This window comes from Flavobacterium sp. (genome assembly GCF_023151265.1).
Lineage (GTDB): Bacteria > Bacteroidota > Bacteroidia > Flavobacteriales > Flavobacteriaceae > Flavobacterium.
This window is the reverse complement of sequence record NZ_JAKLJH010000029.1, coordinates 1-16,561: the sequence shown is the minus strand read 5'-3', so window position 1 is coordinate 16,561 and position 16,561 is coordinate 1. Positions and strand designations below refer to the sequence as shown.

12 protein-coding genes are annotated in these 16,561 nt (G+C 32.7%); 3 read left to right on the top strand and 9 right to left on the bottom strand.

The window, feature by feature from the left end; genetic code table 11:
• Together L6Q46_RS04125 and L6Q46_RS04120 are read left to right on the top strand one after the other, a co-directional pair.
• Nucleotides 1–375, top strand: a complete 375-nt coding sequence (locus tag L6Q46_RS04125; protein WP_291283245.1) for a hypothetical protein — start codon at nucleotides 1–3, stop codon at nucleotides 373–375.
• Between the two features lie 80 nt (nucleotides 376–455).
• The gene (locus L6Q46_RS04120) at nucleotides 456–692 is read left to right on the top strand and encodes a DUF465 domain-containing protein (RefSeq protein WP_291283244.1); all 237 of its coding nucleotides are present in this window, start codon (nucleotides 456–458) and stop codon (nucleotides 690–692) included.
• Between the two features lie 44 nt (nucleotides 693–736).
• On the opposite strand, the gene L6Q46_RS04115 is transcribed toward L6Q46_RS04120, so the two are convergent.
• From L6Q46_RS04115 to L6Q46_RS04075, 9 genes are all read right to left on the bottom strand, one after another.
• Nucleotides 737–2,155: an MBL fold metallo-hydrolase gene (locus tag L6Q46_RS04115; protein ID WP_291283243.1), complete on the bottom strand. Its 1,419-nt coding sequence runs from the start codon at nucleotides 2,153–2,155 to the stop codon at nucleotides 737–739.
• Between the two features lie 79 nt (nucleotides 2,156–2,234).
• Nucleotides 2,235–3,395 carry a peptidoglycan endopeptidase gene (locus tag L6Q46_RS04110; protein WP_291283242.1) on the bottom strand — a complete coding sequence of 387 codons (1,161 nt, stop codon included), beginning with the start codon at nucleotides 3,393–3,395 and terminating at the stop codon, nucleotides 2,235–2,237.
• A 95-nt stretch (nucleotides 3,396–3,490) separates the two neighbouring features.
• Nucleotides 3,491–5,755, bottom strand: a complete 2,265-nt coding sequence (locus L6Q46_RS04105) for an aconitate hydratase (protein ID WP_291283241.1) — start codon at nucleotides 5,753–5,755, stop codon at nucleotides 3,491–3,493.
• A gap of 115 nt (nucleotides 5,756–5,870) precedes the next feature.
• On the bottom strand, nucleotides 5,871–8,642 hold the full coding sequence (locus tag L6Q46_RS04100; protein ID WP_291283271.1) for a bifunctional aconitate hydratase 2/2-methylisocitrate dehydratase: 2,772 nt from the start codon (nucleotides 8,640–8,642) through the stop codon (nucleotides 5,871–5,873).
• Between the two features lie 277 nt (nucleotides 8,643–8,919).
• On the bottom strand, nucleotides 8,920–10,194 hold the full coding sequence (locus L6Q46_RS04095) for a YCF48-related protein (protein WP_291283240.1): 1,275 nt from the start codon (nucleotides 10,192–10,194) through the stop codon (nucleotides 8,920–8,922).
• Nucleotide 10,195: 1 nt separating this feature from the next.
• Complete coding sequence (locus L6Q46_RS04090) at nucleotides 10,196–11,149, bottom strand: MoxR family ATPase (RefSeq protein ID WP_291283239.1); 954 nt, start codon at nucleotides 11,147–11,149, stop codon at nucleotides 10,196–10,198.
• Nucleotides 11,150–11,244: 95 nt separating this feature from the next.
• Nucleotides 11,245–12,600 carry a peptidylprolyl isomerase gene (locus tag L6Q46_RS04085; protein WP_291283238.1) on the bottom strand — a complete coding sequence of 452 codons (1,356 nt, stop codon included), beginning with the start codon at nucleotides 12,598–12,600 and terminating at the stop codon, nucleotides 11,245–11,247.
• The gene (locus L6Q46_RS04080) at nucleotides 12,584–13,435 is read right to left on the bottom strand and encodes a hypothetical protein (protein WP_291283237.1); all 852 of its coding nucleotides are present in this window, start codon (nucleotides 13,433–13,435) and stop codon (nucleotides 12,584–12,586) included. The genes L6Q46_RS04085 and L6Q46_RS04080 overlap by 17 nt, the downstream gene beginning before the upstream one ends.
• Nucleotides 13,435–15,396 carry a peptidylprolyl isomerase gene (locus L6Q46_RS04075; protein WP_291283236.1) on the bottom strand — a complete coding sequence of 654 codons (1,962 nt, stop codon included), beginning with the start codon at nucleotides 15,394–15,396 and terminating at the stop codon, nucleotides 13,435–13,437. Before L6Q46_RS04075 ends, L6Q46_RS04080 begins: the two co-directional genes overlap by 1 nt.
• Before the next feature lie 127 nt (nucleotides 15,397–15,523).
• Between L6Q46_RS04075 and L6Q46_RS04070 the strand changes: the two genes are divergently transcribed.
• Nucleotides 15,524–16,561 (top strand): peptide chain release factor 3 (locus L6Q46_RS04070; protein ID WP_291283235.1); only part of this gene is annotated, 1,038 nt, incomplete at its 3' end.

The window sequence follows — 16,561 nt, the reverse complement described above, 5'->3', positions numbered from 1 at the left end:
ATGAAAAAAATATTTTTTTTAATTCTTTTCGTTTTTTCATTTATAAATTCAAATGCGCAAATTGATAGGCGAATTGGAGCAGGTCAATATAGTAATGGGGACCAAAATAAAAAAGTAGATATAGTTGAATCTTCTGTTGAATTATTAAAGAAAGAACTAAATCTTGATGGTTTCCAAGAAGCTATTGTTCGTAATCTTATAAAGGACAATCAATCTAAATCAAAAGAAATCATTGAAACATCTATTTACAGTGATATAGAAAAAAAGAATCTACTAACAGAAATAGGTGAAAAATTCAACACTGAAATAAAGAAAATACTTTCGCCCGAACAATTAGAAAAATACGAAAAATTCATTGCAAAAAAGAAAAAATAGCATTTCCAAAATGATATTTATCATACGCAATACTAGTTAAATTTAGTAAATTTGAGTATACTAATTTAAAAACCAGCGTTATGATAACTAAACATCCTATTTATCAAGATTTTCCTGAATTTGCAGACAAAATTAAAAACCTATATCACAACAATGATGAATTTCAGGTTTTGTTAAAATCGTATACAGATTTAGATGAGAAAATATACAAAATTGAAACCGACGAAGAATTAGCTATGGATGATGAATTATCACATCTTAGAAAAGATCGCGTGTTTCTAAAAGATGAAATATTTAACTTTTTAAAAGATAGTTAATTTTTACTAAATAAATAAACCGCTTAAAAGCGGTTTATTTATTTCTATAACAAAGTTGATGGACAAACATAAACCGTTCTGGGCAAATCAGTTGTTTTAGCTATTTCATTAAAACCACCAGAAACATCAACAAAATTATCAAAACCTCTTTGTTTTAAAATCGAAGCTGCTATCATGCTGCGATAACCTCCTGCACAATAAATTACGAATGGTTTCTCTTTAGGAAAACTACCTAATTTAGTATTCAACTGATTTAGTGGAATATTAGTAGAATTCAATAAATGCTCAGAATCAAATTCGCTTTTCTTACGAACATCAAACAATGGCAAATCTGCTGTTTTTAGCATCACTTCTAGTTGTTCTCCAGTAATTCGCTTTAAAAAATCGGTTTCTTTTTCGGCTTGTTTCCAAGATTCAAAACCACCTTCTAAATAACCGATGGTATTATCATATCCTACTCTCGAAAGACGAATCATACATTCTTCTTCCCTACCAGGTTCTGTAACTAAAAGAATAGCTTGATTGATATCGGAAATCATTTCACCAACCCACATCGCAAAACTGCCATCAATTCCAATATTAATACTATTCGGAATAAACCCTTTTGCAAAATCATTGGCATTTCTAGTATCTAAAATTAAAGCGCCAGATACATTTGCTAAAGTTTCAAATTCATTTGGATTCAAAGGCTTTTTACCTTTCTCAATAACTTTATCTAACGATTCATATCCTTTTAAATTCAATAATACGTTTTTTGGAAAATAGCCAGGTGGCGTTGTCAACCCAGTAAGCAATTCTTTTACAAACTCATCTTCTGTCATATTTGGTCGAAGCGCATAATTGGTTCGTTTTTGATTACCTAAAGTATCCGTAGTTTCCTTACTCATATTCTTTCCGCACGCACTTCCAGCTCCATGATTTGGATACACAATTAAATCATCAGATAACGGCATTATTTTCTCACGAAGCGAATGATATAATAAGCGCGCTAATTTATCTTGCGTTAAATCAGCAACCACATGTTGGGCTAAATCAGGTCGACCAACATCACCAATAAATAAAGTATCACCCGAAATAATTCCATGTTCCTTATCATTCTCATCAATTAAAAGATAAGTTGTGCTTTCCATGGTATGACCAGGCGTATGAATGGCTTTTATTTTATAATTTCCAATAGTAAAAATTTGTCCATCAGAGGCTATTAAAGCTTCATAATTAGGTTTTGCTGTTGGACCGAAAACAATTTGAGCTCCCGTTTTTGCTTTTAAATCCAAATGACCGCTAACAAAATCGGCATGAAAATGTGTTTCAAATACATATTTGATTTTAGCATTATCCTTTTTAGCACGATCGATATAAGGTTGGACTTCACGTAATGGATCAAAAATAGCGGCTTCACCATTATTTTCAACGTAATAAGCAGCATGCGCAATGCAACCTGTATAAATTTGTTCTACTTTCATGACATAACTTTTAGAAGTTACGAATTTACATGCTATTAGTTGGAAGTAAAATGATAAATATCATGTAGAAAACTATCGATTAATTTTCTAAAACACGATTAATTTGGATAAAACGTTTTTTGTAATAAGGTTCTTCTGTAGATGAAATAATAACTCCAGCTTGTACAGAGGAATGAATAAATTTAATTTCATCGCCGTTAATTTCGGTAATCATTCCCACGTGATTAATACTTCCTCTACCATTGGTTGTAAAGAAAATTAAATCGCCTTTTTGCGCCTGACTCCTATCAATTTTATAACCTGCTCCAACTGCCATTGAGCTTGAAGAACGAGGCAAAGTCATATCAATATGTTTAAAAGTAGAAAACATTAAACCAGAACAATCAAAACCAGCACTCGTAGTTCCGCCACCTCTATATCTAGTTCCGATGTGCTGCGAAGCTTTCGCAATTAAGAACTCGGCTTTAGACATGTTTTCTGGAGAAAGTTCTTCCACCTCTTTTGGACTACTTACAATTTCATTTTGATGTTTTGCTAACTCTACATCTCCTTTTTTAATTACAACTTCATATCCGATTGGTAAATTGGCAATAATTTCAGGATTCATTTCTTCTAAATCCTTCACACTAACTTTGTACTTTTTTGAAAGTCTATATAAAGTTTCGCCTTTAGTTACTGTGTGCACCTTATTTCCTAATTCATCCGTACATAAATTAGAATCCATATTCGTTGGATTAACCGGATTAGCTACTTCAGTAACCACTGTTTTTGTTTCTTTAGGCTTTTTTTCTTTTGGAGTTTCTTTTTCTTTTGGAGTTTCTTTCTCTTTTTTGGCAGAAACCACTATTTTATCACCAATTTGAATCGACTCTGGCTTGATATCTGGATTTAATTCTTTTAATTTTTCTAGACTGATATCGTACTTTTTTGCAATCTTATATAGTGATTCACCTGATTCAACGATATGAGTTTCTGTACTAACTTTTTTAGAAGAAACAACTTCTTTGCTGTTTTTTGATTTTGACTTTTTGTTGGGAATTAACAAAACAGTTTTTAACTGTAATAAAGCGCCTTTCGATTTTGGATTTAATTCATAAATGTCGGATTCACTAACATCATACTTTTTAGCAATGGAATAAATGGATTCACCCGAAACCACTGTATGTTTAATTGTCTTTTGAGAAAAAACAACACCACTACAGAAGAAAAGAAAAAAAGTTATAATTTGGAATAATTTCATTTAGAATTAATTTAGATGGATTGTATAATTTGACGGTCGCAAGATAAAAAAAACTCCCTTTAAAAAGGGAGTTTTAACATTATTTTAAATTTAAATTACGCTTTTCCTGCCGCAATTAAGTTCAAAGCAGAACCCGCCACAAACCATCCAATTTGACTATCATTATAGGTATGATTTGCCATGACGATATCTTTAGAACCATCAGCGTGAACAAATTCTAATGACAATGGTTTTCCTGGTGCAAACTCGGTTAAATCTAAAAAGTTGATTGTATCATCTTCTTGAATTTTATCATAATCCGATTCGTTTGCAAAAGTTAAGGCTAACATTCCTTGTTTTTTCAAATTGGTTTCATGAATACGTGCGAATGATTTTACTAAAACTGCTTTTACACCTAAGAAACGTGGTTCCATAGCCGCGTGCTCACGTGAAGAACCTTCTCCATAATTATGATCTCCAACAACAATTGAAGGAATTCCAGCAGCTTTATAAGCTCTTTGAACTTTTGGCACTTCGTCATAAGCGCCAGTTAATTGATTTTTAACTGAATTTGCTTTTCCGTTGAATGCATTTTCTGCACCAATTAACATGTTATTCGAAATATTATCCAAATGTCCACGGAAACGCAACCAAGGTCCAGCCATCGAAATATGGTCTGTAGTACATTTTCCGAACGCTTTGATTAGTAATTTTGCTCCTGTATAATTTTTACCATCCCAAGCTTCAAAAGGCGCTAACAATTGTAATCGGTCTGAAGTCGGAGAAACCACAACTTCTACGCTTGAACCATCAGCTGCAGGCGCTTGAAATCCCGGATCTTCTACATCAAAACCTTTAGTCGGTAATTCATCCCCAAAAGGCGGAGTTAATTTTACAGCTTCTCCTTTATCATTTATTAAAGTATCCGTAATTGGATTAAAATCTAAACGACCTGAAATCGCTAAAGCGGCTACCATTTCTGGAGAAGTCACAAAAGCATGTGTATTTGGGTTTCCATCGGCTCTTTTTGAAAAGTTTCGGTTGAACGAATGCACGATGGTATTTTTTTCTTGTTTGTCCGCTCCTTCTCTATCCCATTGTCCAATACAAGGTCCGCAAGCATTCGTAAATACTTTGGTTCCCATCTTTTCGAAATCAGCGATGATGCCATCTCGTTCAATAGTGTAACGAATTTGTTCCGAACCTGGATTGATTCCAAATTCTGCTTTAGGCGAAATTCCATGAGCTACAGCTTGTCTAACAATAGAAGCAGCGCGCGACATATCTTCGTAAGAGGAATTGGTACACGAACCAATTAATCCCCATTCGACTTTTATTGGCCAACCATTTGCTTCTGCTTCTGCTTTCATTTTGGAAACTGGTGTTCCTCTATCTGGAGTGAAAGGTCCATTGATATGCGGTTCCAATTCAGACAAATTTATTTCAATTAATTGATCGAAATATTGTGCTGGATTTGCATAAACTTCGGCATCGGCTGTTAAGTAAGATGCTACTTTATCGGCAGCATTTACGACATCTTGACGACCAGTTGCTGCCAAATATCTTCTCATTGAATCGTCGTAACCAAATGTTGAAGTGGTAGCTCCAATTTCAGCTCCCATATTACATATGGTTCCTTTTCCAGTACATGACATCGATTCGGCACCTTCTCCGAAATATTCTACAATAGCGCCTGTTCCGCCTTTTACAGTTAAGATATCCGCTACTTTTAGAATAACGTCTTTAGGTGAAGTCCAACCGTTTAATTTACCAGTTAGCTTTACTCCGATTAATTTTGGAAATTTTAACTCCCAAGACATGCCTGACATTACATCAACTGCATCAGCACCTCCAACACCGATGGCTAACATTCCTAAACCACCTGCATTTACGGTATGAGAATCGGTTCCAATCATCAAACCTCCTGGAAATGCATAGTTTTCTAAAACGATTTGGTGAATAATTCCTGAACCCGGTTTCCAAAATCCGATTCCGTATTTGTTTGACACCGATGATAAGAAATCGAATACTTCTTTTGATTGCTTATTGGCTAACTCCAAGTCTTGTTTTGCCCCATTTTTTGCTAAAATTAAGTGGTCACAGTGAACGGTTGTTGGAACTGCAACTGTTTTTTTTCCAGCATGCATAAATTGTAATAATGCCATTTGCGCTGTCGCATCTTGACAAGCTACTCTATCGGGAGCAAAATCAACATAATCTTTACCTCTTGTGAATGCCTGAGTTGGCATTCCTTCCCATAAATGCGAATACAAAATTTTCTCAGACAACGTCAATGGATGACCAACTACGTCTCGAGCTTTATCTACTCTAGCCGCCATGTTAGCATACATTTTTTCAATCATTTCAATATCAAATGCCATAGTAATTTATTTTGTGTGTTATTTAATCCCACTAATTTACAAAAATTTGAACAGATAAAAACAAAAAAGCCCAAGTAAAAAACTTGAGCTTTCTGATTTGATATATCGAATTAAATTATCCTACTAACAATTTGTGCGATGGAGCAAACTTAGTTAAGTTGATTCCTTCTACAGCTAATTTATATTCTTCAATTGAAGGAGTTCTTCCTAAAATTGTTGATAAAACTACTACCGGTGTAGATGATAATAAAGATTCTCCTTTTTTCTCAGCAGTATCTTCAACCACACGACCTTGGAATAAACGCGTTGATGTTGCCATAACCGTATCTCCTTTAGACGCTTTTTCTTGGTTACCCATACATAGGTTACAACCTGGACGCTCTAAATACAACATGTTTTCGTATTCTGTACGAGCTGCTGCTTTTGGTGCATTATCATCAAATTCGAAACCTGAATATTTTTGTAATACTTCCCAATCACCTTCTGCTTTTAATTCGTCAACAATGTTGTAGGTTGGAGGAGCCACTACTAAAGGCGCTTTGAATTCCACTTTACCTTGTTGTCTCTCGATATTTTTAAGCATTTGTGCTAAGATTTTCATATCGCCTTTGTGAACCATACAAGAACCGATGAATCCTAAATCTACTTTTTTGTCACCTCCGTAGAAAGAAAGCGGACGAATTGTATCGTGAGTATAACGTTTAGAAACGTCTTTATTATTAACGTCTGGGTCAGCAATCATTGGCTCAGCGATTTGATCTAAATCTACTTCAACTTCTGCATAATATTTTGCATTAGCATCTGGACGTAACGCTGGTTTTTCACCTGATTTGATTTCGGCAATACGCTTGTTTGCTTTATCGATTAATCCTTGAAGCACACGGTTTTTGTTGTCCATGCCTTTATCAATCATGATTTGGATTCTTCCTTTTGCAATTTCTAATGATTCGATTAACGTTTCATCTTCAGAAATACAAATAGACGCTTTTGCTTTCATTTCGGCAGTCCAATCTGTGAATGTAAACGCTTGGTCAGCGGTTAAAGTTCCTAAATGTACTTCGATAATTCTTCCTTGGAAAACGTTTTCACCACCAAATTTATGTAACATTTGCGCTTGCGTAGCATGAACCACGTCACGGAAATCCATATAACTTGCCATATTTCCTTTGAAAGTAACTTTCACTGATTCTGGAATTGGCATTGAAGCTTCACCTGTAGCTAAAGCTAAAGCAACTGTTCCTGAATCTGCTCCGAAAGCAACTCCTTTAGACATTCTAGTATGTGAATCACCACCAATAATGATAGCCCATTCATCAACCGTAATATCATTTAATACTTTGTGAATTACATCGGTCATCGCATGATAAACACCTTTTGGGTCACGAGCCGTGATTAAACCAAAGTCGTTCATGAATTGCATTAATTTAGGAATATTAGCTTGTGCTTTTTTATCCCAAACAGAAGCCGTGTGACAACCTGATTGATACGCTCCATCAACAATAGGAGAAATCACAGTCGCTGCCATTGATTCTAATTCTTGAGCCGTCATCAAACCTGTAGTATCTTGCGAACCTACGATGTTTACAGTAACACGAACATCTGAACCTGCGTGTAATGCTTTTTTAGAAATAGTTCCAACCGCATTTCTATTGAAGATTTTTTCAACCGCAGTTAAACCTTGTCCTTCAACTGAAACTTCTTTTGAAGGTGCGTAAACTAAGGGCGCTTCAATTCCAAGAGTTTTAGCTGCAAACGTTTGGATTTTTTTACCAAAAACGATAGCATAAGAACCACCTGCTTTGATAAATTCCATTTTTTGTGGTGTGAACGATCTTGAAATATCAATCAATTCTTTATCACCGTTGTATAATTTTTTTGTTTTAGTATTGATAGTTAAAACAGTTCCAGTTGCAACTGAATACACTTGCTCTAAAATTGGTTCTCCATTTTCATCACGAACTAATTCTCCGTTGGCGTCTGTCTTTTTAACCCAGTTTTTTAAATCAATTCCGATACCACCAGTTACGTCAACTGTAGTAAGGAAGATTGGAGAAATTCCGTTAGTTCCTCCTACGATTGGAGCAAAGTTTACGAATGGTACATAAGGACTAGCTTGTTTTCCTGTCCAAAGCGCCACGTTATTTACTCCTGACATACGAGAAGAACCAACTCCCATCGTACCTTTTTCAGCAATTAACATTACCGATTTATCTGGATGTTGCGCTTGTAAGGCTTTGATTTCTTCTTGCGCTTGAGGCGTAATCATACATTTTCCGTGTAATTCACGGTCAGAACGCGAGTGCGCTTGATTACCTGGGGACAATAAGTCAGTTGAAATATCACCTTCTCCAGCGATGAAGGTTACTACTTTAATTTCTTCTTCAATTTCTGGAAGTTTAGTAAAGAATTCTGCTTTAGCATAACTTTCTAAAATATTTTTAGCAACGGTATTTCCATTCTCATAAGCTTCTTTGATACGAGCCATATCAGCATCGTAAAGGTAAACTTGTGTTTTTAAAACTTCAGCCGCTTGATTTGCAATATTTGAATCATTTCCTAATGCTAAATCTAAAAGTACTTCAATAGAAGGTCCACCTTTCATGTGAGATAACAATTCAAAAGCAAATGTTGGAGTAATTTCAGCAACTATTTCTTGACCAAGAATAATCTCTTTTAAGAATTTTGCTTTAGCTCCAGCTGCAGGAGTTGTTCCTGGCAAAGTGTTGTAGATAAAAAACTTCAAACAATCTTGTCTGTTTGCGTTGTTTGTATCTTTAATTTGAGCAATGATTTCATTTAACAAATCAGCTCTATCAATTGGTTTTGGGTGTAATCCTTGACCTTTTCTTTCTTCGATTTCTTTAATATACTCGTTATAAAGATTCATTTCAGTAGCTAACGCCATACTATAAATAAGTTAATTAGTGTTTGTTGTATTTTTTGGTGGCACAAATTTAATAAATCTTAATTGGATTTAAAAATTTTTAATAAAAAGACTAAATAGAAGAATTATTATTTACAAACATTCTATTTTAATGGTTATTTTTCAATATTAATAAGAAAATAGGTTAATTATTTACAAATTATTTATTTTGAAGGCAAATTTTAAGAATTTCGAAAAAAGATAATAAAAACCAAATAAAGTTTTTAATTTAAATTAAAAATTATTTTATGATTTTTATGCTTTGACGCCCTGTATTACTATGTAAATTCACAAAATAAACACCTTTTGGGTAGGGAAAGTCAAAAGAGTATAATTTTTCACCTTGCTGGGTAATTTCTTCAAAGAAGAGGTCTTTAAGTTTTCTACCTAAATTATCGTACAATTCAATATTGAGGTTATCCGAATCTTTAAAATTAATACTCAAATTTAATTTATCGACTATTGGATTTGGCACAACTTTTACCAACAAAGGAACTCTCGGAACTTCCTGAAAATCTGTACTACTTAATGTTTGATCATATTTATAAACTGTTGTGCCTGAAGCGTAAGCCAAATTTTCGTTTATAATAAAAATTCTATTGAGATTACTACCAACATTCAGGCTTACCCAAGTATTTCCTCCATCATTCGTTTCATAAAATCCAGTACTATGACCGCCCATCCAACCATGATCTAAAGAAATAAAACCAACTGCTTGAATTTCAACCTCAGGAGCATTTTTAGTTTCCCAAGTAACACCAGCATTTGTAGTTCGTATTAGTTTACCATTATTTGGAGTAACAGATTCAATTGAACCAAAAATAACATCTGAATTTCCTTGTAAAAGTTGCATTTTCCATACATACTCACCTGGAATTCCACTATTGTAAATTTCAACCCAACTTTGACCTCCATCAGTTGTTTTTAGAACTATACCTCCTGTAGCACTTCTTCCTGAAACATAACCAAAATTCTCATCTATAAACATAATTTCTACCAAACCCGTTGCATAACTTGACATATTAATATATTGCCAAGTTGCACCGCTATCGACAGATTTTACAATAAATGGCGTAGTTGAAAAATAAGCTCCACAACCGTAAACAGTTGATGTTCCCACTGCATCTAAACCACAAATAGCTCTTGGTGCAGGAGAAATATTTGTTATTTCAGACCAAGTAGTACCTCCATCAATTGTTTTAAAAAATTTATTATTTGTTAAAGTTCCTACAAAACCTACATTCTGATTTAAAAACTCAATATTTCTAAAGTAATAATTAGCACCTAAAGCCGTTTCATTCAACTGTTGTGTCCATGTTACTCCACCATCTATAGTCTTATAAACAGATGCATAACTTCCATTTAAAGCCCAACCAAGGTTTTCATCTAAGAAAAAAACATCGTCAAATCGTTGGTTATTTGGATTAGAAATAGCAGACGACAAAGCTCTCCATTGCGATTGTGAAAAACTATTCAAGGAAACAAAAACGAGTGCAATTAAAAACTTTAAATTCATATTAAAACAGCTTTTTAATAATATCATCTTCCGAAATTCCTTCGGCATCAGCTTTATAATTTTTTACAATTCTATGACGAAGAATTCCTACTGCAACTGCTTTCACATCTTCAATATCTGGTGAGAATTTCCCATTAAAAGCGGCATTAGTTTTTGCAGCTAAGATTAAGTTTTGTGAAGCTCTTGGACCAGCACCCCAATCGATATATGTTTTTACAAATTCATTCGATAATGGATTATCGGGACGTGTTTTACTTACTAATGAAACCGCGTATTCAATCACATTATCAGCCACAGGAATTTTACGAATTACATTTTGAAAATCGATAATTTCCTGAGCCGTGAATAAAGAATTTACTACTGGTTTAAAATCAGAAGTGGTTGCTTTTACCACATTTACTTCTTCTTCAAAACTTGGATAATCTAATTTTACGGCAAACATAAAACGGTCTAATTGCGCTTCTGGTAACGGATACGTTCCTTCTTGCTCAATTGGATTTTGAGTTGCTAATACAAAATAAGGCAAATCTAATTTATAATGATGTCCGGCTACAGTTACTGCACGTTCTTGCATAGCTTCTAAAAGAGCTGCTTGCGTTTTTGGTGGAGTTCTGTTGATCTCATCAGCTAAGATAATATTGGAAAATATTGGCCCTTTGATAAATTTAAAGTGACGATTTTCGTCTAAGATTTCACTTCCTAAAATATCGGAAGGCATTAAATCGGGTGTAAACTGAATTCTTTTGAAATTCAATCCTAAAGCTTGAGAAATGGTGTTTACCATCAAAGTTTTTGCTAAACCAGGCACACCAATAAGCAAAGCGTGACCTCCAGAAAAAATACTCATCACAATTTGATGTACTACTTCATCTTGACCCACAATTACTTTTGCAATTTCTTGCTTTAATGCTTTTTGTCTTTGAACTAATTCCTGAATGGCTGCTACGTCTGACATATTGAATTTAGAATTTAGAATTCGGAAAATTGAACTTAATTATTAAACCTCTAAAATAATAAAAAACCCTCTGAAAATTCAAAGGGTTAGTTAATTTATTTTTTTAACCAATTATTAGCGAAATCACAATCTTTATATTCATCACTAATTTTAATGTAGGTTTCTTTAATTTTCTCTTCAGACCATTTTGCAATTTCTTTGATTTGTTTATCTCTTAAAGCTAATTCTTTAATTTTTAAATAATCTCTAGAAAAATCTGCTTGGTGCTCTTCGATTCTGTTATTAACCGTAATTATTTTATAGAACTTACCTGACCCTCTTTCTTCATCTAAAATTGGCAACGAAACTTCACCATCTTTTAAAGAAGAAACTTGAGCATATAAAGTAGGATCCATTTTAGTTAATTCAAATCTTGGTTCCATAGTTCTTGGGTTTAATAAAACACCTCCACTATTTCTTGTTTCTTTTTCGTCAGATGAAGATTTTGCTGCTTCTGCGAAAGTAATTTCTTTGTTTACGATTTTATTTCGAATCTGTTCGATTTTTTCCTTAGCATCTTTCATTGCTTGAGTTGATACTTTTGGAGCAATTAAAATATGACGCAATTCTACTTCCTGACCTTTAATTTTATCTACCATAATGATATGATAACCAAACTCTGTTTCAAATGGTTCAGAAATTTCACCTTCAGCTAAACTAAAAGCAACATCTTTAAATTCTTTAACGAAAGCAGTTTTACGATTCATTTTGTAATAACCACCGTTTGAACTTGATCCTGGATCTTCAGAAAACAAAACCGCTTTACTAAAGAAACTAGAACCATTTAACACGTCTTGTTTAATTTCTTTTAATTTATCGATTACTCTTTTCTTTTCTTCTTCAGAAATAACAGGCTTTACAACAATTTGAGCCACTTCCATTTCGGCACCAAAAGTTGGAATTTCGTCTGCTGGAATTCCTTTGAAAAAATTTCTAACTTCTTCTGGAGTAATAGTAACACCTTCTACAATCTTATTTCTCATTTGAGACGTAAGTTTGTTCATTTTTACAGCATCAAAAAAATGATTTCTTAATTCTTCTTCATTTTTTTTGTTGTAATATTTAACTACTTTTTCCATAGAACCTATTTGTTCTACGGCTGCGTCTAATTGTTCATTCAAATAGGAATTCACTTCTGCATCAGTAACTACAATACTATCTTGAACAGCTTGATGAGCATATAACTTATCTTCTAATTGCTTTCCAAAAAGTTCACATCTTGAAATATCTTTAACATCAACTCCTTGAGCTTTTAAGGTGATGTAATCTAAATCGATGTCAGAGTCAAGTACAACATAATCTCCTACAACTCCTATAACTCCATCAACTTTTTGTTTTTTAGGCTGTGCAAATACTGTTGTTGATGTTATTAAAAGTAATGCAAAAAGTAATTTTTTATTTATAAATTTCATATTTATTGTCTTTGATTGCGTCATTCGTAATCTCTTTTTCTAAGGTGTTAATTAATTCTAATTTTCTATTATTGATAATAATTTGTTTAATTGTTGGTTTTAAAAATTCTAATGGTGTAGCGCTATCTTTTGGCAAAACACTATTAACTTTTACTAGCCAAATAGTTGTTGAATCAGGATACTGAAAATTCATTCCGCCAGAAATATATTTCTGTTTATTTTCTATGTTGATGAACGGAATTTTTTCATAAATCTGATTAATATCAACCCAAATGGAATCGTTAAAAGCATAACTTTTAAACTGAACCGCCATTTGCTCTAACTCCTTTTTATCTTTTTTGGTAAAGGAACTAAACTTTGATTTAATTTTTGCAAATTTTGGATTTTCTTTAACTAAATTGATATATCGCAACTTAACCAATTCTGACGAATTCTTAAAGTATTGCTTGTTTTTACTATAATAATCAACTATTTGACCATCAGTAACAGAAGTATCTACTTGTCTAATTACTAAATTTTCTAAATAGGCTTTAGTATATAAATCAACTTTATATTGATCTATTAAAACATTAAATTCGTCTAGTTGTTCTTTTCCAATATTTTTCTCAGCAGCTTCAAAAAGTAATTTTTGAGTAGCCCATCTGTCTATAAATGACTTAACGATTGCTATACTATCTTTTTTTGAAGTTCCTTTTGGTACTAAATCTAAAATATCAGATTCATATAAATAACTTTTACCTACACGAGCGATTGCTTTTGGTTCTCTTGGCGCTTTAAAATAATCGCACGAAGAAACCAATAGTGTAAGTAAAATTATTTGAATCCAATACTTCATTAATTATTCAATTGATTTTTAACTTTAGCGAATACGTCTTGATTTACGTTGATACTAAACTCTTTTCTTAATTCGTCTACCCAATGATTTTCTAAATATTGCTGATAATCGCTAATAACTTTCCCTTTGCATTCGGTTAATTCTTTTGCACCAGCCGGTTTTTCATCGGTAATATTTACAACAAAATGGTATTTATCTTTAGAAACAATAGAAGATACTCCTTTAGACAAATTATTAAATTGTGGCAACACATCATAATCTTCCTCATACATTCCCGATTTTGACATGATGTTTATTTTACCATCTTTATTTAGTTGCTCTTTAATATAGTCTATTGATTTTCCTTTTTTCAAAAACTTTTGTGCTTTTTCAATTACTTTTAAATCTGTAGATGATAAAATATCGGCACTATATCTTTTTTTCCATTGGTAATTCTTGATGTTTTTTTGGAAATATTCATTTAATCCGATAGTATCATTTTTGGCTCTATTCCAAATTTCTTTTTCCATCAAATCAAAAAGCAATAAACCGTCTCTGTATTCGTCCATTACATTTTTGAATTCAGTAAACTCGCTCTCTAAATTATCATTGTAATAAGCTATCAATTGCTCATCAATAAATTTTTCAAACAATTCGTCTACTAATTTAGCAACAGGTTTTGTTTTAATATTTGATTTTTGCTTAGAAGCAATAAAATCTAAAAATACTTTAGAATTTACTTTCTTATCTTTATTTATAGTTAAAATAGTTCCTTCTAATTCTTTAGTTTTTTCTGGAACAACCCATGTTTGCGAATAAAATTCGTCGTTTATAACACCTTTTATTTTTGCAATTAATTTAGCGTCTTTTGTAAACAAATATTTCCCTCTAACCTTCTTAGCTAACGAATTTGTAATTAACAAAGAACGTTCGTCTTTTCTAATTTTGTCTTCTAATTCCATCTTCATATCATCAAAAGAACGCACTGGATGCTTTTCAATTAGTTTTACAATATGCCATCCAAATTGCGATTCAAATGGTGCCGAAATTTGATTTTTCTCTTTTAATTCAAAAGCTACATTTTCAAATTCTTCAGAACTCAATTGTCCTGAACCAAAACGTTGCAAAACACCACCTTTTGGTGCTGAAGATTTATCTTCCGAAAATTGCTGTGCTAAACTTTCAAAACTTTCACCTTGTTGAATTTTTTTATAAATATCATCAATAGTAGTTTTAGCTTTCTCTTGTTGAGTTGCATCGGTTTGTTTTAAAACCATAATATGCGCCACAGTAACTTCTCCACGATTTACTCTTTTATCAACCACTTTTATAATGTGATATCCAAAACGAGTGCGAAATGGTTTTGAAACCTGACCTACTTTAGTTTTATAAGCTGCATTTTCAAAAGGATACACCATTCTAAAAGCTGAAAAATAACCTAAATCGCCATTGTTTTCTTTTACTGATGGATCTTCAGAAAATTGCTGCGCTATTTTTACAAAGTCTTCACCAGCATCTAATCTTTTCTTAATATCTAGAACTTTATTATAGGCTTTTAAAGTATCTTGAGGAGATGCGCCTTCATCAACCAAAACTAAAATATGCGAAGCTCTTACTTCTTGTTGCATTCTATCGTAAGCTTCACGAACCAATTCGTTAGTTACTTTTGAATCATTCAAATAATTTTTAGATAATTGGTTGCGATATGACTTCAATTCGTTTTGATAGTTCGCACCATTTTGCAATCCTAGTTTATTTGCTTTCTCAACTTTTAATTTATATCCCAAAAACAAATCTAAATACTTATCTAAATCTTTTTGAGAATCATCTTTTACTAAATCTAAGTTTTTATTGTACACCCTAATAAATTCGTCAGTGTAATAAGGATGATTGTCTATGGAAAATAAAACTTCCTTTGTTTGAGCAAACAAAAAAGACTGAATAAATAAAAAACCAAAAATAAGTAGGCGATTAATTTTCATATTAATTTATACATTTTAAGTTGTAATCGACAAAAATAACAATTCGAGACTATTCCACAACATTTATAAGCGACTATTAACAGAAATTTCTACAAAAAAAAGTTACTTTTGCACAAAATTTTGAATAATGAGTTTTATAGAAGAAATAGCAAGAAGACGAACTTTTGGAATTATCTCGCATCCCGATGCCGGAAAAACGACTTTAACCGAGAAATTATTGTTGTTTGGAGGTGCTATTCAGGAGGCTGGAGCTGTAAAAAGTAATAAAATTAAAAAAGGAGCTACTTCCGATTTCATGGAAATTGAAAGACAAAGAGGAATTTCGGTAGCAACTTCTGTCTTAGCTTTTAATTATAAAGATAAAAAAATTAATATCTTAGATACGCCGGGTCACAAAGACTTTGCAGAAGATACTTTTAGAACACTAACTGCCGTAGATAGCGTAATTGTTGTAATTGACGTTGCAAAAGGGGTTGAGGAACAAACCGAAAAATTAGTAGAAGTTTGTAGAATGCGAAACATTCCAATGATTGTTTTCATTAACAAATTAGACCGTGAAGGAAAAGATGCCTTTGATTTGATGGATGAAGTAGAGAAAAAGTTAAAACTTCGTGTTACACCATTGAGTTTTCCTATTGGAATGGGATACGATTTTCAAGGAATTTACAACATTTGGGAAAAGAACATCAACCTTTTTGAAGGTGATAGTCGAAAAAACATTGAAGAAACGATTGCTTTTGACGACATTAATAGTCCAGAATTAGAAAAAATTATTGGTGAAAAACCTGCTAATCGATTAAGAGAAGAATTAGAATTAATTGATGAAGTTTATCCACCATTTAGCCGTGAAGAATATTTAGAAGGCGATTTACAACCTGTTTTCTTTGGTTCGGCTTTGAATAATTTTGGAGTTCGCGAATTGTTAGACTGTTTCGTAGAAATTGCTCCAACACCAAGAGCAAAAGAATCAGACACCAGATTAGTAAAACCTGAAGAAGAAAAATTAAGCGGATTTGTATTTAAAATACATGCCAACATGGATCCAAAACACAGAGACCGTTTGGCGTTTATCAAAATTGTATCAGGAACGTTTGAAAAAAACAAACCGTATTTGCATGTTCGTTTAGGAAAGAATTTAAAATTCTCGAGTCCAAATGCGTTTTTT

Excerpts from the sequence above, each read along its gene's own strand:
- L6Q46_RS04120 (WP_291283244.1), top strand. The coding sequence starts at position 456 with ATGATAACTAAACATCCTATTTATCAAGATTTTCCTGAATTTGCAGAC.
- L6Q46_RS04085 (WP_291283238.1), bottom strand. The coding sequence starts at position 12,600 with ATGAAATTTATAAATAAAAAATTACTTTTTGCATTACTTTTAATAACA.
- L6Q46_RS04115 (WP_291283243.1), bottom strand. The coding sequence starts at position 2,155 with ATGAAAGTAGAACAAATTTATACAGGTTGCATTGCGCATGCTGCTTAT.
- L6Q46_RS04125 (WP_291283245.1), top strand. The coding sequence starts at position 1 with ATGAAAAAAATATTTTTTTTAATTCTTTTCGTTTTTTCATTTATAAAT.
- L6Q46_RS04090 (WP_291283239.1), bottom strand. The coding sequence starts at position 11,149 with ATGTCAGACGTAGCAGCCATTCAGGAATTAGTTCAAAGACAAAAAGCA.
- L6Q46_RS04105 (WP_291283241.1), bottom strand. The coding sequence starts at position 5,755 with ATGGCATTTGATATTGAAATGATTGAAAAAATGTATGCTAACATGGCG.
- L6Q46_RS04075 (WP_291283236.1), bottom strand. The coding sequence starts at position 15,396 with ATGAAAATTAATCGCCTACTTATTTTTGGTTTTTTATTTATTCAGTCT.
- L6Q46_RS04110 (WP_291283242.1), bottom strand. The coding sequence starts at position 3,395 with ATGAAATTATTCCAAATTATAACTTTTTTTCTTTTCTTCTGTAGTGGT.
- L6Q46_RS04095 (WP_291283240.1), bottom strand. The coding sequence starts at position 10,194 with ATGAATTTAAAGTTTTTAATTGCACTCGTTTTTGTTTCCTTGAATAGT.
- L6Q46_RS04080 (WP_291283237.1), bottom strand. The coding sequence starts at position 13,435 with ATGAAGTATTGGATTCAAATAATTTTACTTACACTATTGGTTTCTTCG.
- L6Q46_RS04100 (WP_291283271.1), bottom strand. The coding sequence starts at position 8,642 with ATGAATCTTTATAACGAGTATATTAAAGAAATCGAAGAAAGAAAAGGT.